Raw genomic sequence first — 14837 nt, 5'->3', positions numbered from 1 at the left:
TTACTAATGCGGACAAGGAGGTCCTCGAAGCGAACGGAGAGTATCCTTACATGTCTTTTTCCAAACCTGAGTCCGCAACAAATCACAGACACCACGACGTTGTAATTATCGGTGCTGGAGCCGGCGGCATTGCGACCGCTTCCAGCCTTTTGAAACGTCAGGGAGACCTGGATATCGCGGTTATTGATCCCAGCGAAACTCACGATTACCAGCCGGGCTGGACCATGGTTGGCGGTGGTGTTTTTTCTGCTGAGAGCACGCGTCGGATGGCAGAATCGGTTATCCCGAAAAACTGCACCTGGTATCGGGCGGCTGCCGAAATCGTTGATCCCAAGGCACAAACGGTCCTGCTGTCAGACGGTAACTCGGTTGGTTACAGTCGCCTTGTTATTGCACCCGGCCTGGTTCTCAACTGGGGCGCCATAGAAGGCCTTGAGGATACCCTTGGTCAACACGGTGTCACCTCGAATTACCGTTATGATCTCGCACCCTACACCTGGTCACTGGTACAGGAGCTAGAGAAAGGTAACGCCGTTTTCGTTCAGCCACCGATGCCCATCAAATGCGCCGGGGCACCACAAAAGGCCATGTACCTGTCGGCGGATCAATGGCGCCGTAACCATCGATTGGACAATATCAAAGTTTCTTATCATTCGGCCGGAAAGGTACTTTTTGGCGTCGAGGACTACGTCCCCGAGCTACAACGATACATAGACCTTTACGGGATCGATCTTTGCTTTGACGAGCGACTACTGAGCGTTGACGGCCCGAACCGTATTGCCCGGTTCTTGAAAACTACGGCCCAAGGACAGCACCAAATCGAGGTTCCGTTCGATATGCTTCATGTCGTGCCTCCGCAATGCCCCCCTTCGTTTATCGAGCAATCCGGTCTGGCCAATTCTGAAGGCTGGTTAGACCTCGATTCGGAAACACTGCAGCATAAACAGTTCCCCACGATTTTCGGCCTCGGCGACGCAAGCGGTACACCTAACTCGAAGACGATGGCGGCGGTAAGGAAACAAGCACCGGTGGTTGCGCAGAACGTCGTGCAAACCCTTCATGATCGTCCTTTAACTGCAGCCTACCTCGGTTATGGGTCCTGCCCGCTGACCGTTGAGAGGGGCCGAATCGTTCTTGCTGAGTTTGGCTACGGTGGCACGCTCCAGCCCAGTTTTCCGAAATGGATCAATGATGGAACCAAAGCCACAAGGATGGCCTGGTTCCTGAAAGCCAAACAGCTTCCATGGCTCTATTGGAACGGGATGCTAAAAGGGCGCGAATGGATGGCTGCGCCGGCCGTCCGTGATGCTTAAGGGAGGTAAATTGTGAAAAATCCTGGTGCCTACCTGCCGATCATCAACTGGCTGAAAGGCTATCGTTCGGATGCGTTGATCAGCGACGGCCTCGCGGCGGTTATCGTAACGCTCATGCTCGTCCCCCAGGCTCTGGCATATGCCTTGTTGGCCGGGCTGCCGCCCGAAGTTGGCCTCTACGCCAGCATGATCCCCCTCGTGGTCTATGCCATATTTGGCACCAGCGCGACTCTCGCGGTAGGTCCCGTGGCGGTCGCGTCTCTTATGACAGCGTCGGCGCTTGGCGGTATCGCGGTAATTGGCTCTCCGGAATATGTTGGCGCAGCTCTGGTGTTGGCCACACTCTCCGGGCTGATCCTCTTTGCCATGGGCCTTCTGAGGCTGGGGTTCATGGCCAACTTCCTGAGCCACCCTGTGATCTCCGGCTTCGTAACGGCATCAGGCGTACTCATTGCCGGGAGCCAGCTTGGCCATATTCTGGGCATTCAGGGCGGCGGTCACACGCTCCTGGAAATGGTAGGCAATCTCGTCAGAGATTTGCCTGCAACCAACCTTGTTACATTGACGATCGGTGGTGGCACGCTGCTTTACCTTTTTCTTTGCCGGAAATACCTCAAAAAGACTCTTTCCGGCTTTGGCCTGCCTACGCGGTCAGCGGATTTGATTGCAAAAGCGGCACCGGTTTCTGCCGTGATCGTAACGACCGCCCTGGCCTGGCAACTCAACCTAGGGAGTGCCGGTGTCAATCTGGTTGGCAAGGTGCCAAGCGGTCTTCCCGACATCAGCCTTCCGCCACTGGAATTCGACATCTGGGCCACCCTGGTTCCGGCCGCCATTCTGATCAGTCTGGTCGGGTTCGTGGAATCTGTTTCAGTCGCGCAGACGCTGGCCTCCAAAAGACGCCAGAGAATTGATCCTAACTCCGAGCTAATTGCACTGGGATTGGCCAATGTGGGCGCCGGCGTCAGCGGTGGGTCTCCGGTTTCCGGTGGTTTCTCACGTTCTGTCGTGAACTTTGAGGCGGGTGCACAAACACCGTTGGCCGGCATGTTCACAGCGGTCGGCATTGCCCTGGCGACCCTAACGCTCACAGGAGTTCTCGCGTTTCTGCCCAAGGCGACGCTGGCAGCGACCATCATGATTGCAGTGAGCACGCTTATCGATATCGACGCAATCCGTCGGACCTTTAACTACTCGAAAGCCGACTTCGTGGCGATGTTTGCAACCATCCTCCTGACGCTGGTTGAAGGCGTTGAGGCTGGCATCCTTGCCGGTGTCGGGCTCTCGATAGGCCTCTACCTTTACCGTACAAGTCGCCCTCACAGTGCCGTGGTTGGGCTTGTACCCGGTACCGAACATTTTCGGAACGTTGAGCGCCACCGGGTCGAGACGGATGATGAAACGGTCGTACTTCGCGTCGATGAGAGTCTCTACTTCGCCAATGCCCGCTACCTGGAAGAAACCATACTGGAGCTCATTGCCAACAACCCTCAGGTGAAGAATCTGGTTCTGGCTTGCCAGGCCGTGAACGTGATTGACGCATCCGCGCTGGAGAGCCTGGAGGCAATCAACAGTCGGATGAAAGATTCAGGCATCGTGCTTCATCTGGCTGAGGTTAAGGGGCCGGTTATGGATAGCCTGAGCCGAACGCATTTCTGCGAAGAATTGTCTGGACAGATCTTCATGAGTACTTACCACGCGTGGAAAGCACTCGCTCATTCACCATATTTGGGAAGAGACAAGCTACACCTGGCTGCAACCTCAACCCAATAGTCTTACCACCTATGTGTCTACTGGAGTACGCGCTATGGAATTAGATCCCCTGATTCTTTCAAGAATCCAGTTCGCGTTTGTAGTGTCCTTTCATGCCATTTTTCCGGTGTTTACCATCGGCCTTGCTTCTTACATTGCGGTACTCGAAGGGCTGGCCTTCAAAACCGAGAACCCGGTTTGGGTTAAGCTATCGGCCTTCTGGACCAAGGTGTTCGCCGTGGTGTTTGGCATGGGGGTGGTCTCGGGCATCGTGATGTCGTTCCAGTTCGGAACCAACTGGAGTAACTTTGCCCAGGCGTCTGCCAACTTCCTGGGCCCTGTTCTCAGTTATGAGGTGGTGACCGCGTTCTTCCTGGAAGCGGCGTTCCTCGGGGTGCTCCTGTTTGGTCGCGACAAGGTGCCCGCTGGTGTTCACCTGTTTGCCGCTATCATGGTTGCCACCGGCACCTTTATTTCGTCGTTCTGGATTCTCTCGGCCAACAGCTGGATGCAGACTCCGGCGGGCACCGAGCTCCGTGATGGGGTGTTCTACGTCACTTCCTGGAGCGAGGCGCTCTTCAATCCCTCTTTCCCCTACCGCTTCGCCCACATGGCACTGGCCTCCTTCCTGACCGGTGGCTTTGTGGTGGCCGGTGTAAGCGCCTGGTACCTGCTGCGCGGCCGCGAGGTTGAGGCGAACAAGAAAGCGTTGTCCATGTGTCTTTGGCTGTTGCTGTTCATTGCCCCTGCACAGGCAGTCCTGGGGGATTTCCATGGCCTGAGCACTCTGGAGCACCAGCCGACCAAAGTAGCGGCCATGGAAGGCAACTGGGAAACCTCCCGCAATGTGCCGTTGCTGCTGTTTGCCATTCCCGATCAGGAAAACCAGCGCAACCTGTTTGAGATTGGCATTCCGAGTCTTGCCAGTTTCATCCTCACCCACGAATGGGACGGTGAAGTACCGGGCGTAAGCGCGGTGCCGGTTGAAGAGCAGCCGCCCGTCGCAATCGTGTTTTGGTCGTTCCGCATCATGGTGGGCATTGGCTTGCTGATGATCGCCTTCGCGGTTACCGGACTGGTTCTTCGTGCCGGCGGTCGATACTGGCGCACCAACTGGTTCCTTCAGGGCATGCGCTTTATGAGCATTGCACCCTTCTTTGCGGTGCTGACCGGCTGGTTTGTGACCGAGGTAGGTCGGGCGCCCTGGCTGGTGTACGGCCAGATGACCCAGGCCGAAGCCCTAACCCCGTCATTGACCGGTGGTATGGCTCTGTTCACACTTATCGGCTATGTCGTGGTCTACGCTCTGGTGTTCTCCGCCGGCGTGTACTATCTGATGCGAGTACTCTACGTCGGTCTGGAGGATCGTCACGACGAAGATGAGCACGAAGCGGAACGTCCCAAGCGACCCCTCTCAGCCGCTCATGTACCGCTCGAACCAGAAGAAAACGAAATTCCAGGTAACACCACGGGACAGGGAGCGCACTGACTATGGAACTGTTTGATCTGCCTCTTATCTGGGCATTCATTATTGGCTTCGGCATCATCATGTATGTGTTGATGGACGGCTTCGATCTGGGCGTCGGAATTCTCTTTCCTTTCGCCCCGAATGAGGAAGCCCGGGACACCATGATGAACTCGGTGGCGCCGGTGTGGGACGGTAACGAAACCTGGCTGGTGCTGGGTGGTGCCGGCCTTCTTGCTGCCTTCCCGATGGTGTATTCCATCTTCCTGCCGGCACTGTACATTGGTGTGTTCCTGCTGCTGGCCGGTCTGATTTTCCGGGGCGTGGCGTTCGAGTTCCGGTTCAAGGCCCGCACCTCGCGGTATCTCTGGAACTGGGCCTTTGCAGGCGGTTCAACCGTTGCGTCTTTCGCTCAGGGCGCTGTCGTCGGCGCCTATATCCAGGGTTTCGAAACCGCCAACGGCGTTTATGTAGGTGGCGCATTGGACTGGCTCACGCCGTTCACCGTGCTGACGGGTCTGGGAATGCTGGCCGGCTACGCCCTGCTGGGTTCCACCTGGCTAATCATGAAAACCGAGGGTTACCTGCAGCAGTGGGCCTACAAGATCACCGTGCCTCTGCTGCTGGCGGTGCTGGTTGTCTTTGGCATCATTGGAGTCTGGACACCGTTCGTGGACGAAATGGTCCGTGAGCGCTGGTTCTCTAACCTGAGCATTATCTGGATTCTGCCGGTTCTTACACTGCTGTGCGCTATCCAGATTTATCGTTCGGTGCGTGATCGCCGGGACGGCATGCCGTTCGTCGCCACCATGGGGCTGTTCATAACCACCTACCTGGGCCTGGTGGTCAGCCGCTGGCCGTATGTGGTTCCGCCGGAATACACCCTCTGGGACGCCGCGTCTGCCTACGAATCCCAGCTGTTCCTGCTGTTGGGCCTGCTGTTCGTAATCCCGATCGTGTTGGCCTATACCGCGTGGACCTACTGGGTCTTCCGGGGCAAGGTCCGTGCCGGCGAGGGATATCACTGATGAGGCCTAAAGATTAAATTTTATCCGATTCGTCAAAACATCGAATCATCAATCTCATTCGGGAGCCAAAATCATGAAAGAAGTTAGACAAACCACCCTTCCCATCGTGGAAATGGCAAAGGAAAACGAAGAGTTCCGACAGGTCCTCTGGACGGGAGAAAACACCCAACTCGTGCTTATGGCTATCCCCCCGGGTGGAGAAATCGGTGGGGAAGTTCACGAGGGGCATGACCAGCTACTCTACTTCGTTGAGGGCAACGGCGAGGCCAACATCGGAGAAACCACAGTGCGTGTTAAAGCGGGTGATGTCAGCATTGTGCCGTCCGGGGTTTATCATAATTTCCGCAACACGGGCAGTGAAATGCTCAAGCTCTATACAACCTACTGCCCTCCCGAACATGCGCCTGGAACCGAGCATGAAACCAAAGGAGAGGCGGACGCAGATGAGTCATAACTAGCCAAATCCGCGCCTTCGGTACTGGAACTATTGTTCCGAAGGCGCTTTGCACTGACTGTCCGAACTAGAGGTTCTTTTTACAACCAGTCACTCAAGGGTTTGCTTGACGCTATTCAATTTTAATTATCGTGTTTCTGGTCTTTTCAGAGCAGGCGCTATCTTTGTCGCAAAAGGTCTGAATTCATAGGGTGTAACTTCCACGCATGACGCAACGAAAAAAGGCTGAACTCAAAAATTACGGAAGGCCTGATGCAAGCCCAACTTTCCGTCGCGAATGCGCCCGCGCTCACTGCGAGGGCGTCTTTGGGAGAGATGAAGAAGGCTTAAGGGAGAGACTTCAAAACGGAAAAAACAGCGGCGTGAGCCAAATTACCACGCCCATGGCAAGCAGCTGCAGGGGCACCCCTACCTTGGCGAAATCGAGAAAACGGTAGTTTCCCGGCGCAAGCACCAGGGTATTGACCGGCGAAGCAATGGGGGTGGCAAAGGCAGTGGACGCCGCCAGGGCTACAGTCATTAGCACCGGCTCGGGATTGACCCCCATTTGCTGCGCGGTGGCAATGGCAATGGGGGCCACCAGCACGGTGGTAGCAGTATTGGAGATAAACTGACTGAAAACAGATGTCAGCACAAACAGGCTGACGCAGAGGGCTCGGGGACCGGCGTCGCCTAGGCCCGCCACAAGCTGGTCCACAATCAGTGCCAGGGCACCGCTTCGTTCCATCGCCAGCGCCAGCGGTAACAGTCCGGCAATCAGGACGAGGCTGGTGGCATTGAGGGATCGATAGGCTTCCGGCAGTGTCAGGCAGCCACTGCCAATCATCACCAGCGCAGCCAGCAGAACAGCGGTCAGGTTCGATGTCAGGCCGCTGACCATCAGCACCAGCATCCCGAGCATAATCGCCAGCGCCAGCGGGGCTCGCTGGCCGTGGCTGGGCGCGTCTTCCATTTCCTCGGGCGTGTCCAGCAGGACAAAATCACGCTCCTGCTGCAATTCACGAAGTCGGTTCCAGCCACCTGCCAGCAATAGTGTGTCGTTTTCTTCCAGGCGTGTGGCACCAAACCGCGTAGCTAACGGCTGTCCCATCCGCCGTACACCAATAACACTGAGCCGGAACCGCTCACGAAAGCGTCCCTCTTTGAGGGTCTTCCCGATCAGTGACGAACCTCGTCGCAGTGCTACTTCTGCCACCCCGAACTCCTTCCGGACCCGCTCCATTTCACCCTCAGGAAAACCCAGGGACGACAGGCGCTGCGTTAGACACAACTGTTCAACGGCTTCAGGCGAACCATACACCAGCAGCCGGTCGCCGGCCTCCGCGCGGGTTTCAGACAAAACCGGCACCAGAGTGGAAAGCAATCTGCCCGCCCGCCGGATGCCAAAAAGCGTGACCTCGTAGTGTGTACGCAGGCCCGCCTCAGCCGCGGTTTTGCCGGCCAACCCCGAGCTGGCCGGCACCCTCAACAGGTGCAGCTGATCGGCAATGTCGTAGCGTTCGGCAAGTTCTGCCAGAGGAGGGTGGGCTGCACCGTGTTTTTCCGTGGCGCGGTTGGGCAGCAAGTGACGGGCAACGAAAATGAGGTAGAGTCCCGCCACCAGCAGCACGACAAGGCCAATCGGCGTGAAGTCAAAAAATCCGAAAGGGGTCATGCCCGATTCGCGCATCTGGCTGGCGACCACCAAATTGGGCGGCGTTCCGATGAGCGTCAGCATACCTCCTACCAGGGAAGCATAGGCCAGCGGAATCAGCAGGCGGGCCGGGTTCATACCTGAACGTCGGGCCATGCTCAGTACTACAGGCAGCAATAGCGCTACGGCGCCGGTTGAGCTCATGAAGGCTGAGAGCAGCGCAATGAGCGGAATAAGTACAGCCAGCAGGCTGGTCTCGTCAGTTCCACCAACCCGCAGCAACCACTGCCCTGCAGCTGCAGCAACACCGGTCCGAAAAAGCCCTTCCCCTACCACAAACAGGGCAGCGATCATCACCACCAGCGGGTTACCGAAGCCAGAGACCGCTTCGGCGGGTGAGATCAAGCCGGACAGGGCGAGCACAGCGACCACCAGGAGCGCGACCATATCCATACGGATTCTGTCGATCAGAAAAAGACCGACAGTGGCCGCAAGCAGTGTGAGGACGAAAAAAATCTCGGCGTTCACAGGCAATTTCCTTGAGCGAGCAAAAAGCGGGCGTCGTTAACAGAGTTATCTTAAGCAGTACATAACCATAGGGAAGCTCTGATTAACGCCTTTTCCGAGCCACTTTGGCGGAACCCAAGAGCACTTACCCTATGCCAGAAGATATTTTCACCAATCAGCGTACCTTTGGTCTGCTACTCGGCTTCTGAGAAGGTGATCTGAAGCATAGTGGAACGAGTCCCGTGCGGTTTGCGATGAGCGTATTATCGCCGGTTTTGGGACTTATTCAGAATCTTCTCAGTCTATTGGGAGTTGGCCAATTGTGAACAGCTCAAAAGGTCCGCCCTCCAATGGAAGCGCACATAGTGCAAGGGGCTATCCAAAGTTCGCTTTTGTTTAGCTGGGTTCAGACGATGCCCCGGTCGCAAAGCGGACATTCGAGATGGAGCAAGCCGTTCTGTCTAATCGACCTGCAAGATGAACATCTCATAACCAAACTCACCGAGATACTGGTCAATAATTCCAATCTCTCGATCAATGTCGTTCAGTGCCATCGGTTCTGCCATCTGAGGCTTCAATTCATTGAGGCGTGAGCGTAAAGGTTCATAATAATTTGCCCATGCCTTCTGGCTCAGGGAAAAATGATCAATTACCGTATATCCCGCCCGCAGGATTTGTTGCTCACGTAAAGAAACTGATTGCATGTCAGGATATTCTTGATGCCAAAAGTCCATGGCGGTCTGACTTGGCGTGTCTGTCAGCCAGACCAAATCATTCACCACGATGCAGCCTTTTGGCTTCAAGAGTTTTTTCCAAGTTGTAAGCGCTTTCTCAAAGCCCATAACGTAGGCTGAAGCTTCTGCCCAGATGAGATCGAAGCTGCCAGTCTGGAATGGCAAATCCGTCATACTCTCGCATTTGGTTCTCACTCGGTCTTGAAGGCCTTGCTCAACAAGCCGTTGTTTTAACGCCTCTAGTGCGCTTGCTTCATTGTCTACGGCTACGACCTGAGCCTGGGTCTTTTCGGCAAGTATGATAGTGGTAAGGCCCTTGCCACAGCCGATATCAACCACTTGGGTTGGTACGATAGGCAATTGCGCCAGAGCTTTAACAGTATCTTCTTCAGAACCTGGTCCCCACCGGTCAAGGCCCTCGAAAACGGCCATAAAATCGGCCATGTATTGATCATGTTGATTCATATCTTTAGATAACCATTTTAAGTGCAGGGCTTGCTGCTCATTGAAGCCTTGCTGTTTAAGCCAATCCAAGTGGGCATCGGGGGCGAGCCGATCAGTTATCTCATGCCAAGAACGCAATGAGTCATTACCGAGCAGTGCGGTAAGCAGGCGACTGGCTCTCTGCTTTGCTTCGATCTCAGCATTCAACTGCACCACTCGGCGTTGCAGCATATTTCTGTCGAGCTTGCCATTGAGGCAGTCCTTGCACTCCTGAAGGCTCAGCCCTCCGGCTTGTAGCTGTTGCAATAGTCGAAGCCGCTGGAGGTCCTTTTCCCCATAAAATCGATATCCGTTCGACTGACGCTTACTACTGATGAGTCCTTTTTTTTCGTAATACAACAAAGTCGATCGGGTTAGACTGAGCTGTGCAGCCAGCTCTGAGATTCGATACATGACACCCCCAACTTTGCTACGACAGATATAAGGTAAACTATGAAGTTATAGACGGGTCAACAGCGAGAGCGTTTTGAGTCAACCTACAGTGTCCCGAAAGCCGTTCCAATGTCCGCTTTTGTTTAAAAACTGGGGAAGCTCGGCCTGGTCGCAAAGTAGACATTCAGGTGGATGAACCACCCCTTCCCCTGGGAGAAGCACAGCTTCTTTATTCCAGGAATATCCGCAACTGAAAACCAGAGATCTCAGGTTCTTCAAACTTGGCGCTAACTCTCGCAGCTTGGAAGATGCTTTTTTTCTCTGTCTCAACATCTACATGTAGATGTTGATTGCGGGAATCGAGTAACAGGCCAAGAAAACCACTATCCAAATAGGCCCAAGGCAACGGCCAGGCCAACAAGCAGAATGGAAACCTGCAAACACAATTGAATGAGGTTGTATTGGATTGAATGGCGTATGGACAAATCGACCGTCAATCTCTTCAACGATCCGGCCGCGGCAATTTGGGTAGCATGGCCTCCACGTCAATCGTGTAGGTAGAGAAGAAAGCTTCCGCCGCTTCAATTAAAGCAGTCTCGTTTTTAAGTATCCCGAGATAGACCGGCCACTCGGCGTCTATCAGTTCCGTGCTGTAAAGCTCTGGATCGACGTCCCCTAGCTGTGCAAGAAACCGGAACTCCATTTCGTTCATGACGATGTAATCGCAGCGTTTGTGCAAGAACATGAGTAGCATCTGCTCGGCGTTGTAAGCGTCATGGCGAACCAGCTGGTTCCCGATCCGCTCCTCAAGTCGATCACTGTAGACAAACCATCTGCGAAGGCAGATACCTCCCTTGAGGTCATCGAATGAGTCCGGTTGCCGCCCAGGTTGCGCGAACACTCGGTCACGCCAGGTCAACAGCGGCCCTACGGCATGCATTTGGTCCGGCGAAGGCATCCATAACGGGTTGGCGAAAACCGCGTTGGCTAGCCCCCGCTCCAGAGCCCAGGGCTGGCGTTTGCGCGCCATCGGGAGGAAATCGGCTGCAATACCGGTCTGCAGGGTGAATTCATTGATCACCTCGACCAAAATGCCCTCGTTGAGGTCGTTGCCGTAATAAAACGGCAGAAAGCCCTCGTCCGATCCCATAATCTTGAGCGTTTGGGAAGAAGCTGGGAGGAGCCAGAATGCCATGATCGTAAACAGGACTGCTCTCATTCGGTCCTCGGTGGAGTGATCACTCGGATAAGGCCGTCGCTTGCCCGACTATGCCTTGCTCGTTACAGACAGTTTGGCTCGAATTCTGGCCACACGCCATGAAAAAGTCGACATCGCTGCAACGTCAGCTTTACCCACAAAAACTGTGGATAACTTTGTGGGAACTGCTCGGATAGGTGCCTTCAGCCCTGCAATGGCAGGGCTTCAGCAATTGTGGCGTTTTAATGACCGGCCAGCGAATAAATGGCCTTATCAGGCTAGCGAATACCCTTGGACTGCAGCCACTGACTGATCTGTGCCTGGTTCATGGCGCCGCTCTGGCGGGCGACTTCCCGGCCATTCTGGAACAGGATCATGGTAGGTATGCTGCGAATGCCAAACTGGCCGGCCGGGCCCTGGGCCTGTTCTGTATTGAGCTTCGCAAAGCGTACCTTGCCCCGCCAGTCTCTAGCAGCCTGCTCGAACTGGGGCGCCATCATTTTGCAAGGGCCACACCAGCTTGCCCAGAAGTCCACCAGTACCGGCACATCACTGCGCCCGGTATGAGCAGCAAAGGTCTGGTCCGTAAGTTCCAGGACCTGATCCGGCCACAACGGCTGTTTGCAGGCACCGCAATTGCCGCCCGCTGACAGTTTATCCACGGGTACGCGATTAACCTTGTGACAGTGGGGACAGACCAGGTGTCGGATGTCAGTCATGATTGATTACCTTCAGGTTGTATACTGGTATACATGATCTGGGCAGACGAAAAGAAATCAAGCTGGGGTTCAGGATGAAAAGACTCGATGGCAAGACCGCTTTGATCACCGGCGCGGCCCGCGGCATTGGTGAAGCAATCGCCATTCAGTTCGCTGAGCAGGGAGCAACGGTCATCGTATCGGATATTGATGACCAAATGGGACAGGCACTGGTTGATGGCTCAAAACTGGACATGCACTATCTTCACCTGGACGTCAGCGATGAGTCCCAGTGGATAACCTGCGCCAAGTCTATCGAAGATCAGTTCGGAGGGCTGGACATTCTGGTGAACAATGCCGGGATTACCGGTTTCCTCGAAAGTGCTGGCCCCCACGATCCGGAGCACCTCGACCTTGCTTCCTGGGAGACAGTCCACGCCACGAACCTGAATGGCGTTGCCCTGGGCTGTAAATATGGAATCAGATTGATGAAGTCCTCGAGGTCCGCCAGCATCATCAACGTTTCCTCACGATCCGGGATTGTTGGCATTCCCGGGGCGGCGGCTTACGCATCCAGCAAGGCCGGCGTTCGGAATCATACCAAATCAGTCGCGTTGTACTGCGCCGAAAAAGGCTATCCGATCCGGTGTAATTCCATTCATCCCGGCGCCATCATGAGCCCCATGTGGGAAGCGATGCTTGGAGAGGGAGAAGCAAGAGAGGCAGCGATAGCCGAGGTTGAGGCTGGCGTTCCAATCGGAAGGATGGGAAAACCCGAGGATGTTGCCTATGCCGCCCTTTACCTCGCCTCTGACGAATCAAACTACGTCACCGGCATTGAGCTGAACATCGACGGGGGCATACTGGCCGGAAGCGCCTCTGCTCCGGCCAGGCGATAAAATCCGTCTTCAGAAATCGGACATTACATCCTTAAGATCCTGCTTGAGCTCTGCAGGTTCGGTGATCCATACCGTTTTATCGAGGCCGGGAAACACGCCCACATCAAGGCCGTCCCTGGTTAAGCCTGGAACCCATTTCCGGAAAAAGTCTGGCAGTGAAATACTGCGGGGCGTCAGCTCCTCGCCGCCGTTGGCGTATTCGGCGGCAAATCCCGAAGCCGGCCACACGGGCAGATATTCCACGTCGCCATCGTCCGAGGCGATCTTGAGGAACTGGCTCTCGCCGTTCACCAGAATCCAGATTTCCCGCTCTTCGGCCACCTGGCTCAGGAAGTAGTCGTACCGCTCTTCACCATCCATTTCCATTACTTGATTGAGGTCTTCACCGCTCATGTCAGGTACGCCACTCCAGTCGTTTGCTTTTGGGTATTTGCCGGAGACTAACACGTATTTGGCAGAGACTGGCGACCGCTTTTCCAAAACATGACCAGCAGCGCTGCAAGGGCCAAGTTGCCGAAGAGCATGAAGGGGTACATTTCAGGGGAAATTCGCAACCATTCACCGGTGAAGTTCATCATGGCGTGGAAAATCAGGACCGCCAGAATGCTTCGACCAGTGCGGTTATAAACGAGCACAATCAACAACGTATGGCAGATGATCATCGGCATCCACCAGTAAAGCTCGGGGTGAAACGTGGTGTTGGCGTAATACCCGGGGAAAAAGACAAAGGGTGCGTGCCACAGCGCCCAGACCACACCGTTCACCAGGCCCGCTAAAAGGGGACTGAAGCGCTGTTGCAGGGCCTCCAGATAAAAGCCGCGTAACCCCACCTCTTCCACTGCCGGGAACACAAAGGAAAGAACCAACAAGAACAGCAAGGGCCCGGGATTAACAAACAACTGCCAGTTCGTATCGAGGGGCTCGCCAGCAACGCCCAGAAGCATTGCCAGGCCGGCCATGGCAAGATCGTAAGCAAGCCAGAACAACAGGATGATGAGCCACCAGCGGCCGGGTATACGACGCCATGCTGTCAGGCGCCGCCAAAGGTCTTCCAGTTGCTCTTTTCCACCGTTCGCCGCTGCAAGGCCAAGACCGGCAACGACAGGGCTGGCCCCGCCAATCAAAAACCAGATCAGGTTTGGAAATGCCCAAACCGAGGAATCCGAGAGCAGCACCGGTATCCAGAAGATATACGCCCAACCCAGATAAACCAGGGGAAAAGCTATTAACGGTCGCCGGATCAATGGCATTGCCCTCCGTGAGTCATCGTTCCGGGCAGTATCCCCTCAATCCACCAAGCTTTGTTGATATATATCAAGGGGTCAACAAGTCATTGGTGACGGAAGGAGTTCACACTTTCCTCGCCCCCTTTGACCTGAGTATCATCACGGGTCGATGGATTCGGCTCACTCCTCAGCCACCCACAACGCGAACTCCCGAGAATGCCATCTGCAAATCAAAGCACGCAACCCGATGCCATTCCTTTTCGGTCGATAGGGCTGTTTCTTCTGCTGACCTTTGGCATCGCCTGGGGGATCCTGGCTGCCTTCATCTTTTTTCCGGAAACCATGGTTGGGCTGTTCGGCGAAATCACCGGCGAACACCCGCTTTTCTATCTCGCGGTCTGGGCCCCGGCCATCTCGGCGTTCATTGTGATTTTTCAGTGGTCCGGGCTGGAAGGATTGCGACGGCATTTGGGGCGCGCCCTGCTGTGGCGCTGTTCATGGTCCTGGTATGCGTTTCTGCTCCTTGGTGTCCCCCTGGTGTTTTTTGCGGGTTCATTCTTCAAAGGGAACCTGTCGGAGGCTGCCTTTCCCTTCCCTTCAATGTCATCCTTCATAGTCGCGCTTATTTTCATTGCCATAAAAGGCCCGATTGAGGAGTTTGGCTGGCGAGGCCTGGCACTCCCCCTCCTGCAACGCAAGATGACGCCAATATGGGCCGCACTTGTCATTGGCGTGATCTGGGGCCTTTGGCACACCCCGGCTTTTCTACTGAGCGGTACCGAGCAGAGCGCCTGGTCATTTTTGCCATTCTTTACGGGCACCATTGCACTGAGTGTGATTGTCACCCCACTGTTCAATGCTTCCCGGGGCAGCATCTTCCTCCCCGCACTCTTTCACTTCATGCTCATCAATCCAGTCTGGCCCGACGCCCAACCCTATGACACCTATATTTTCGCGTTGATTGCCATTGTCATCGTCTGGTTACATCGGGACAGTATGTTCACGCGCACCAATAGCGTTACCGAGGTCGTCCCGGACAAACAGTGAACGCATT

General features: G+C 55.2%; 13 protein-coding genes. 7 read left to right on the top strand and 6 right to left on the bottom strand.

The window, feature by feature from the left end; all coding sequences use genetic code 11:
* Nucleotides 1-50: 50 nt before the first annotated feature.
* From CFB02_RS01450 to CFB02_RS01430, 5 genes are all read left to right on the top strand, one after another.
* On the top strand, nt 51-1313 hold the full coding sequence (locus CFB02_RS01450; protein WP_088556579.1) for an FAD/NAD(P)-binding oxidoreductase: 1263 nt from the start codon (nt 51-53) through the stop codon (nt 1311-1313).
* A gap of 12 nt (nt 1314-1325) precedes the next feature.
* A complete protein-coding gene (locus tag CFB02_RS01445; RefSeq protein ID WP_088556578.1) occupies nt 1326-3086 on the top strand; it encodes a SulP family inorganic anion transporter in 1761 nt (586 codons plus the stop codon).
* Nucleotides 3087-3120: 34 nt separating this feature from the next.
* Nucleotides 3121-4554 (top strand): cytochrome ubiquinol oxidase subunit I, encoded by a 1434-nt coding sequence (locus CFB02_RS01440; protein ID WP_088556577.1) that lies wholly within the window; start codon nt 3121-3123, stop codon nt 4552-4554.
* A gap of 2 nt (nt 4555-4556) precedes the next feature.
* The gene (cydB, locus tag CFB02_RS01435) at nt 4557-5558 is read left to right on the top strand and encodes a cytochrome d ubiquinol oxidase subunit II (RefSeq protein ID WP_088556576.1); all 1002 of its coding nucleotides are present in this window, start codon (nt 4557-4559) and stop codon (nt 5556-5558) included.
* A gap of 73 nt (nt 5559-5631) precedes the next feature.
* The gene (locus CFB02_RS01430) at nt 5632-6012 is read left to right on the top strand and encodes a cupin domain-containing protein (RefSeq protein ID WP_088556575.1); all 381 of its coding nucleotides are present in this window, start codon (nt 5632-5634) and stop codon (nt 6010-6012) included.
* Between the two features lie 340 nt (nt 6013-6352).
* On the opposite strand, the gene CFB02_RS01425 is transcribed toward CFB02_RS01430, so the two are convergent.
* The 4 genes from CFB02_RS01425 to trxC form a co-directional block, all read right to left on the bottom strand.
* On the bottom strand, nt 6353-8173 hold the full coding sequence (locus tag CFB02_RS01425; protein ID WP_088556574.1) for an SLC13 family permease: 1821 nt from the start codon (nt 8171-8173) through the stop codon (nt 6353-6355).
* A 440-nt stretch (nt 8174-8613) separates the two neighbouring features.
* Nucleotides 8614-9783, bottom strand: a complete 1170-nt coding sequence (locus CFB02_RS01420; RefSeq protein WP_088556573.1) for a MerR family transcriptional regulator — start codon at nt 9781-9783, stop codon at nt 8614-8616.
* 481 nt (nt 9784-10264) lie between these two features.
* Nucleotides 10265-10981, bottom strand: a complete 717-nt coding sequence (locus tag CFB02_RS01415) for a substrate-binding periplasmic protein (protein WP_088556572.1) — start codon at nt 10979-10981, stop codon at nt 10265-10267.
* Nucleotides 10982-11238: 257 nt separating this feature from the next.
* On the bottom strand, nt 11239-11679 hold the full coding sequence (trxC, locus tag CFB02_RS01410) for a thioredoxin TrxC (RefSeq protein ID WP_088556571.1): 441 nt from the start codon (nt 11677-11679) through the stop codon (nt 11239-11241).
* Nucleotides 11680-11753: 74 nt separating this feature from the next.
* Here trxC and CFB02_RS01405 point away from each other — a divergent pair, with 74 nt between their 5' ends.
* Nucleotides 11754-12557, top strand: a complete 804-nt coding sequence (locus tag CFB02_RS01405) for an SDR family oxidoreductase (protein WP_088559126.1) — start codon at nt 11754-11756, stop codon at nt 12555-12557.
* Nucleotides 12558-12566: 9 nt separating this feature from the next.
* Here CFB02_RS01405 and CFB02_RS01400 read toward each other — a convergent pair whose 3' ends face one another.
* Nucleotides 12567-12950, bottom strand: coding sequence for a DUF2750 domain-containing protein (locus CFB02_RS01400; protein WP_088556570.1), 384 nt, complete (start codon nt 12948-12950; stop codon nt 12567-12569).
* Between the two features lie 47 nt (nt 12951-12997).
* Nucleotides 12998-13807: a type II CAAX endopeptidase family protein gene (locus CFB02_RS01395; RefSeq protein WP_088556569.1), complete on the bottom strand. Its 810-nt coding sequence runs from the start codon at nt 13805-13807 to the stop codon at nt 12998-13000.
* A gap of 192 nt (nt 13808-13999) precedes the next feature.
* Here CFB02_RS01395 and CFB02_RS01390 point away from each other — a divergent pair, with 192 nt between their 5' ends.
* On the top strand, nt 14000-14830 hold the full coding sequence (locus tag CFB02_RS01390; protein WP_088556568.1) for a CPBP family intramembrane glutamic endopeptidase: 831 nt from the start codon (nt 14000-14002) through the stop codon (nt 14828-14830).
* Nucleotides 14831-14837 lie beyond the last annotated feature (7 nt).

It is taken from the genome of Marinobacter sp. es.042 (assembly GCF_900188315.1).
Classification (GTDB): Bacteria; Pseudomonadota; Gammaproteobacteria; order Pseudomonadales; family Oleiphilaceae; genus Marinobacter.
The sequence above is the reverse complement of the archived record's forward strand: the minus strand, read 5'-3'. Positions and strand labels throughout refer to the sequence as shown.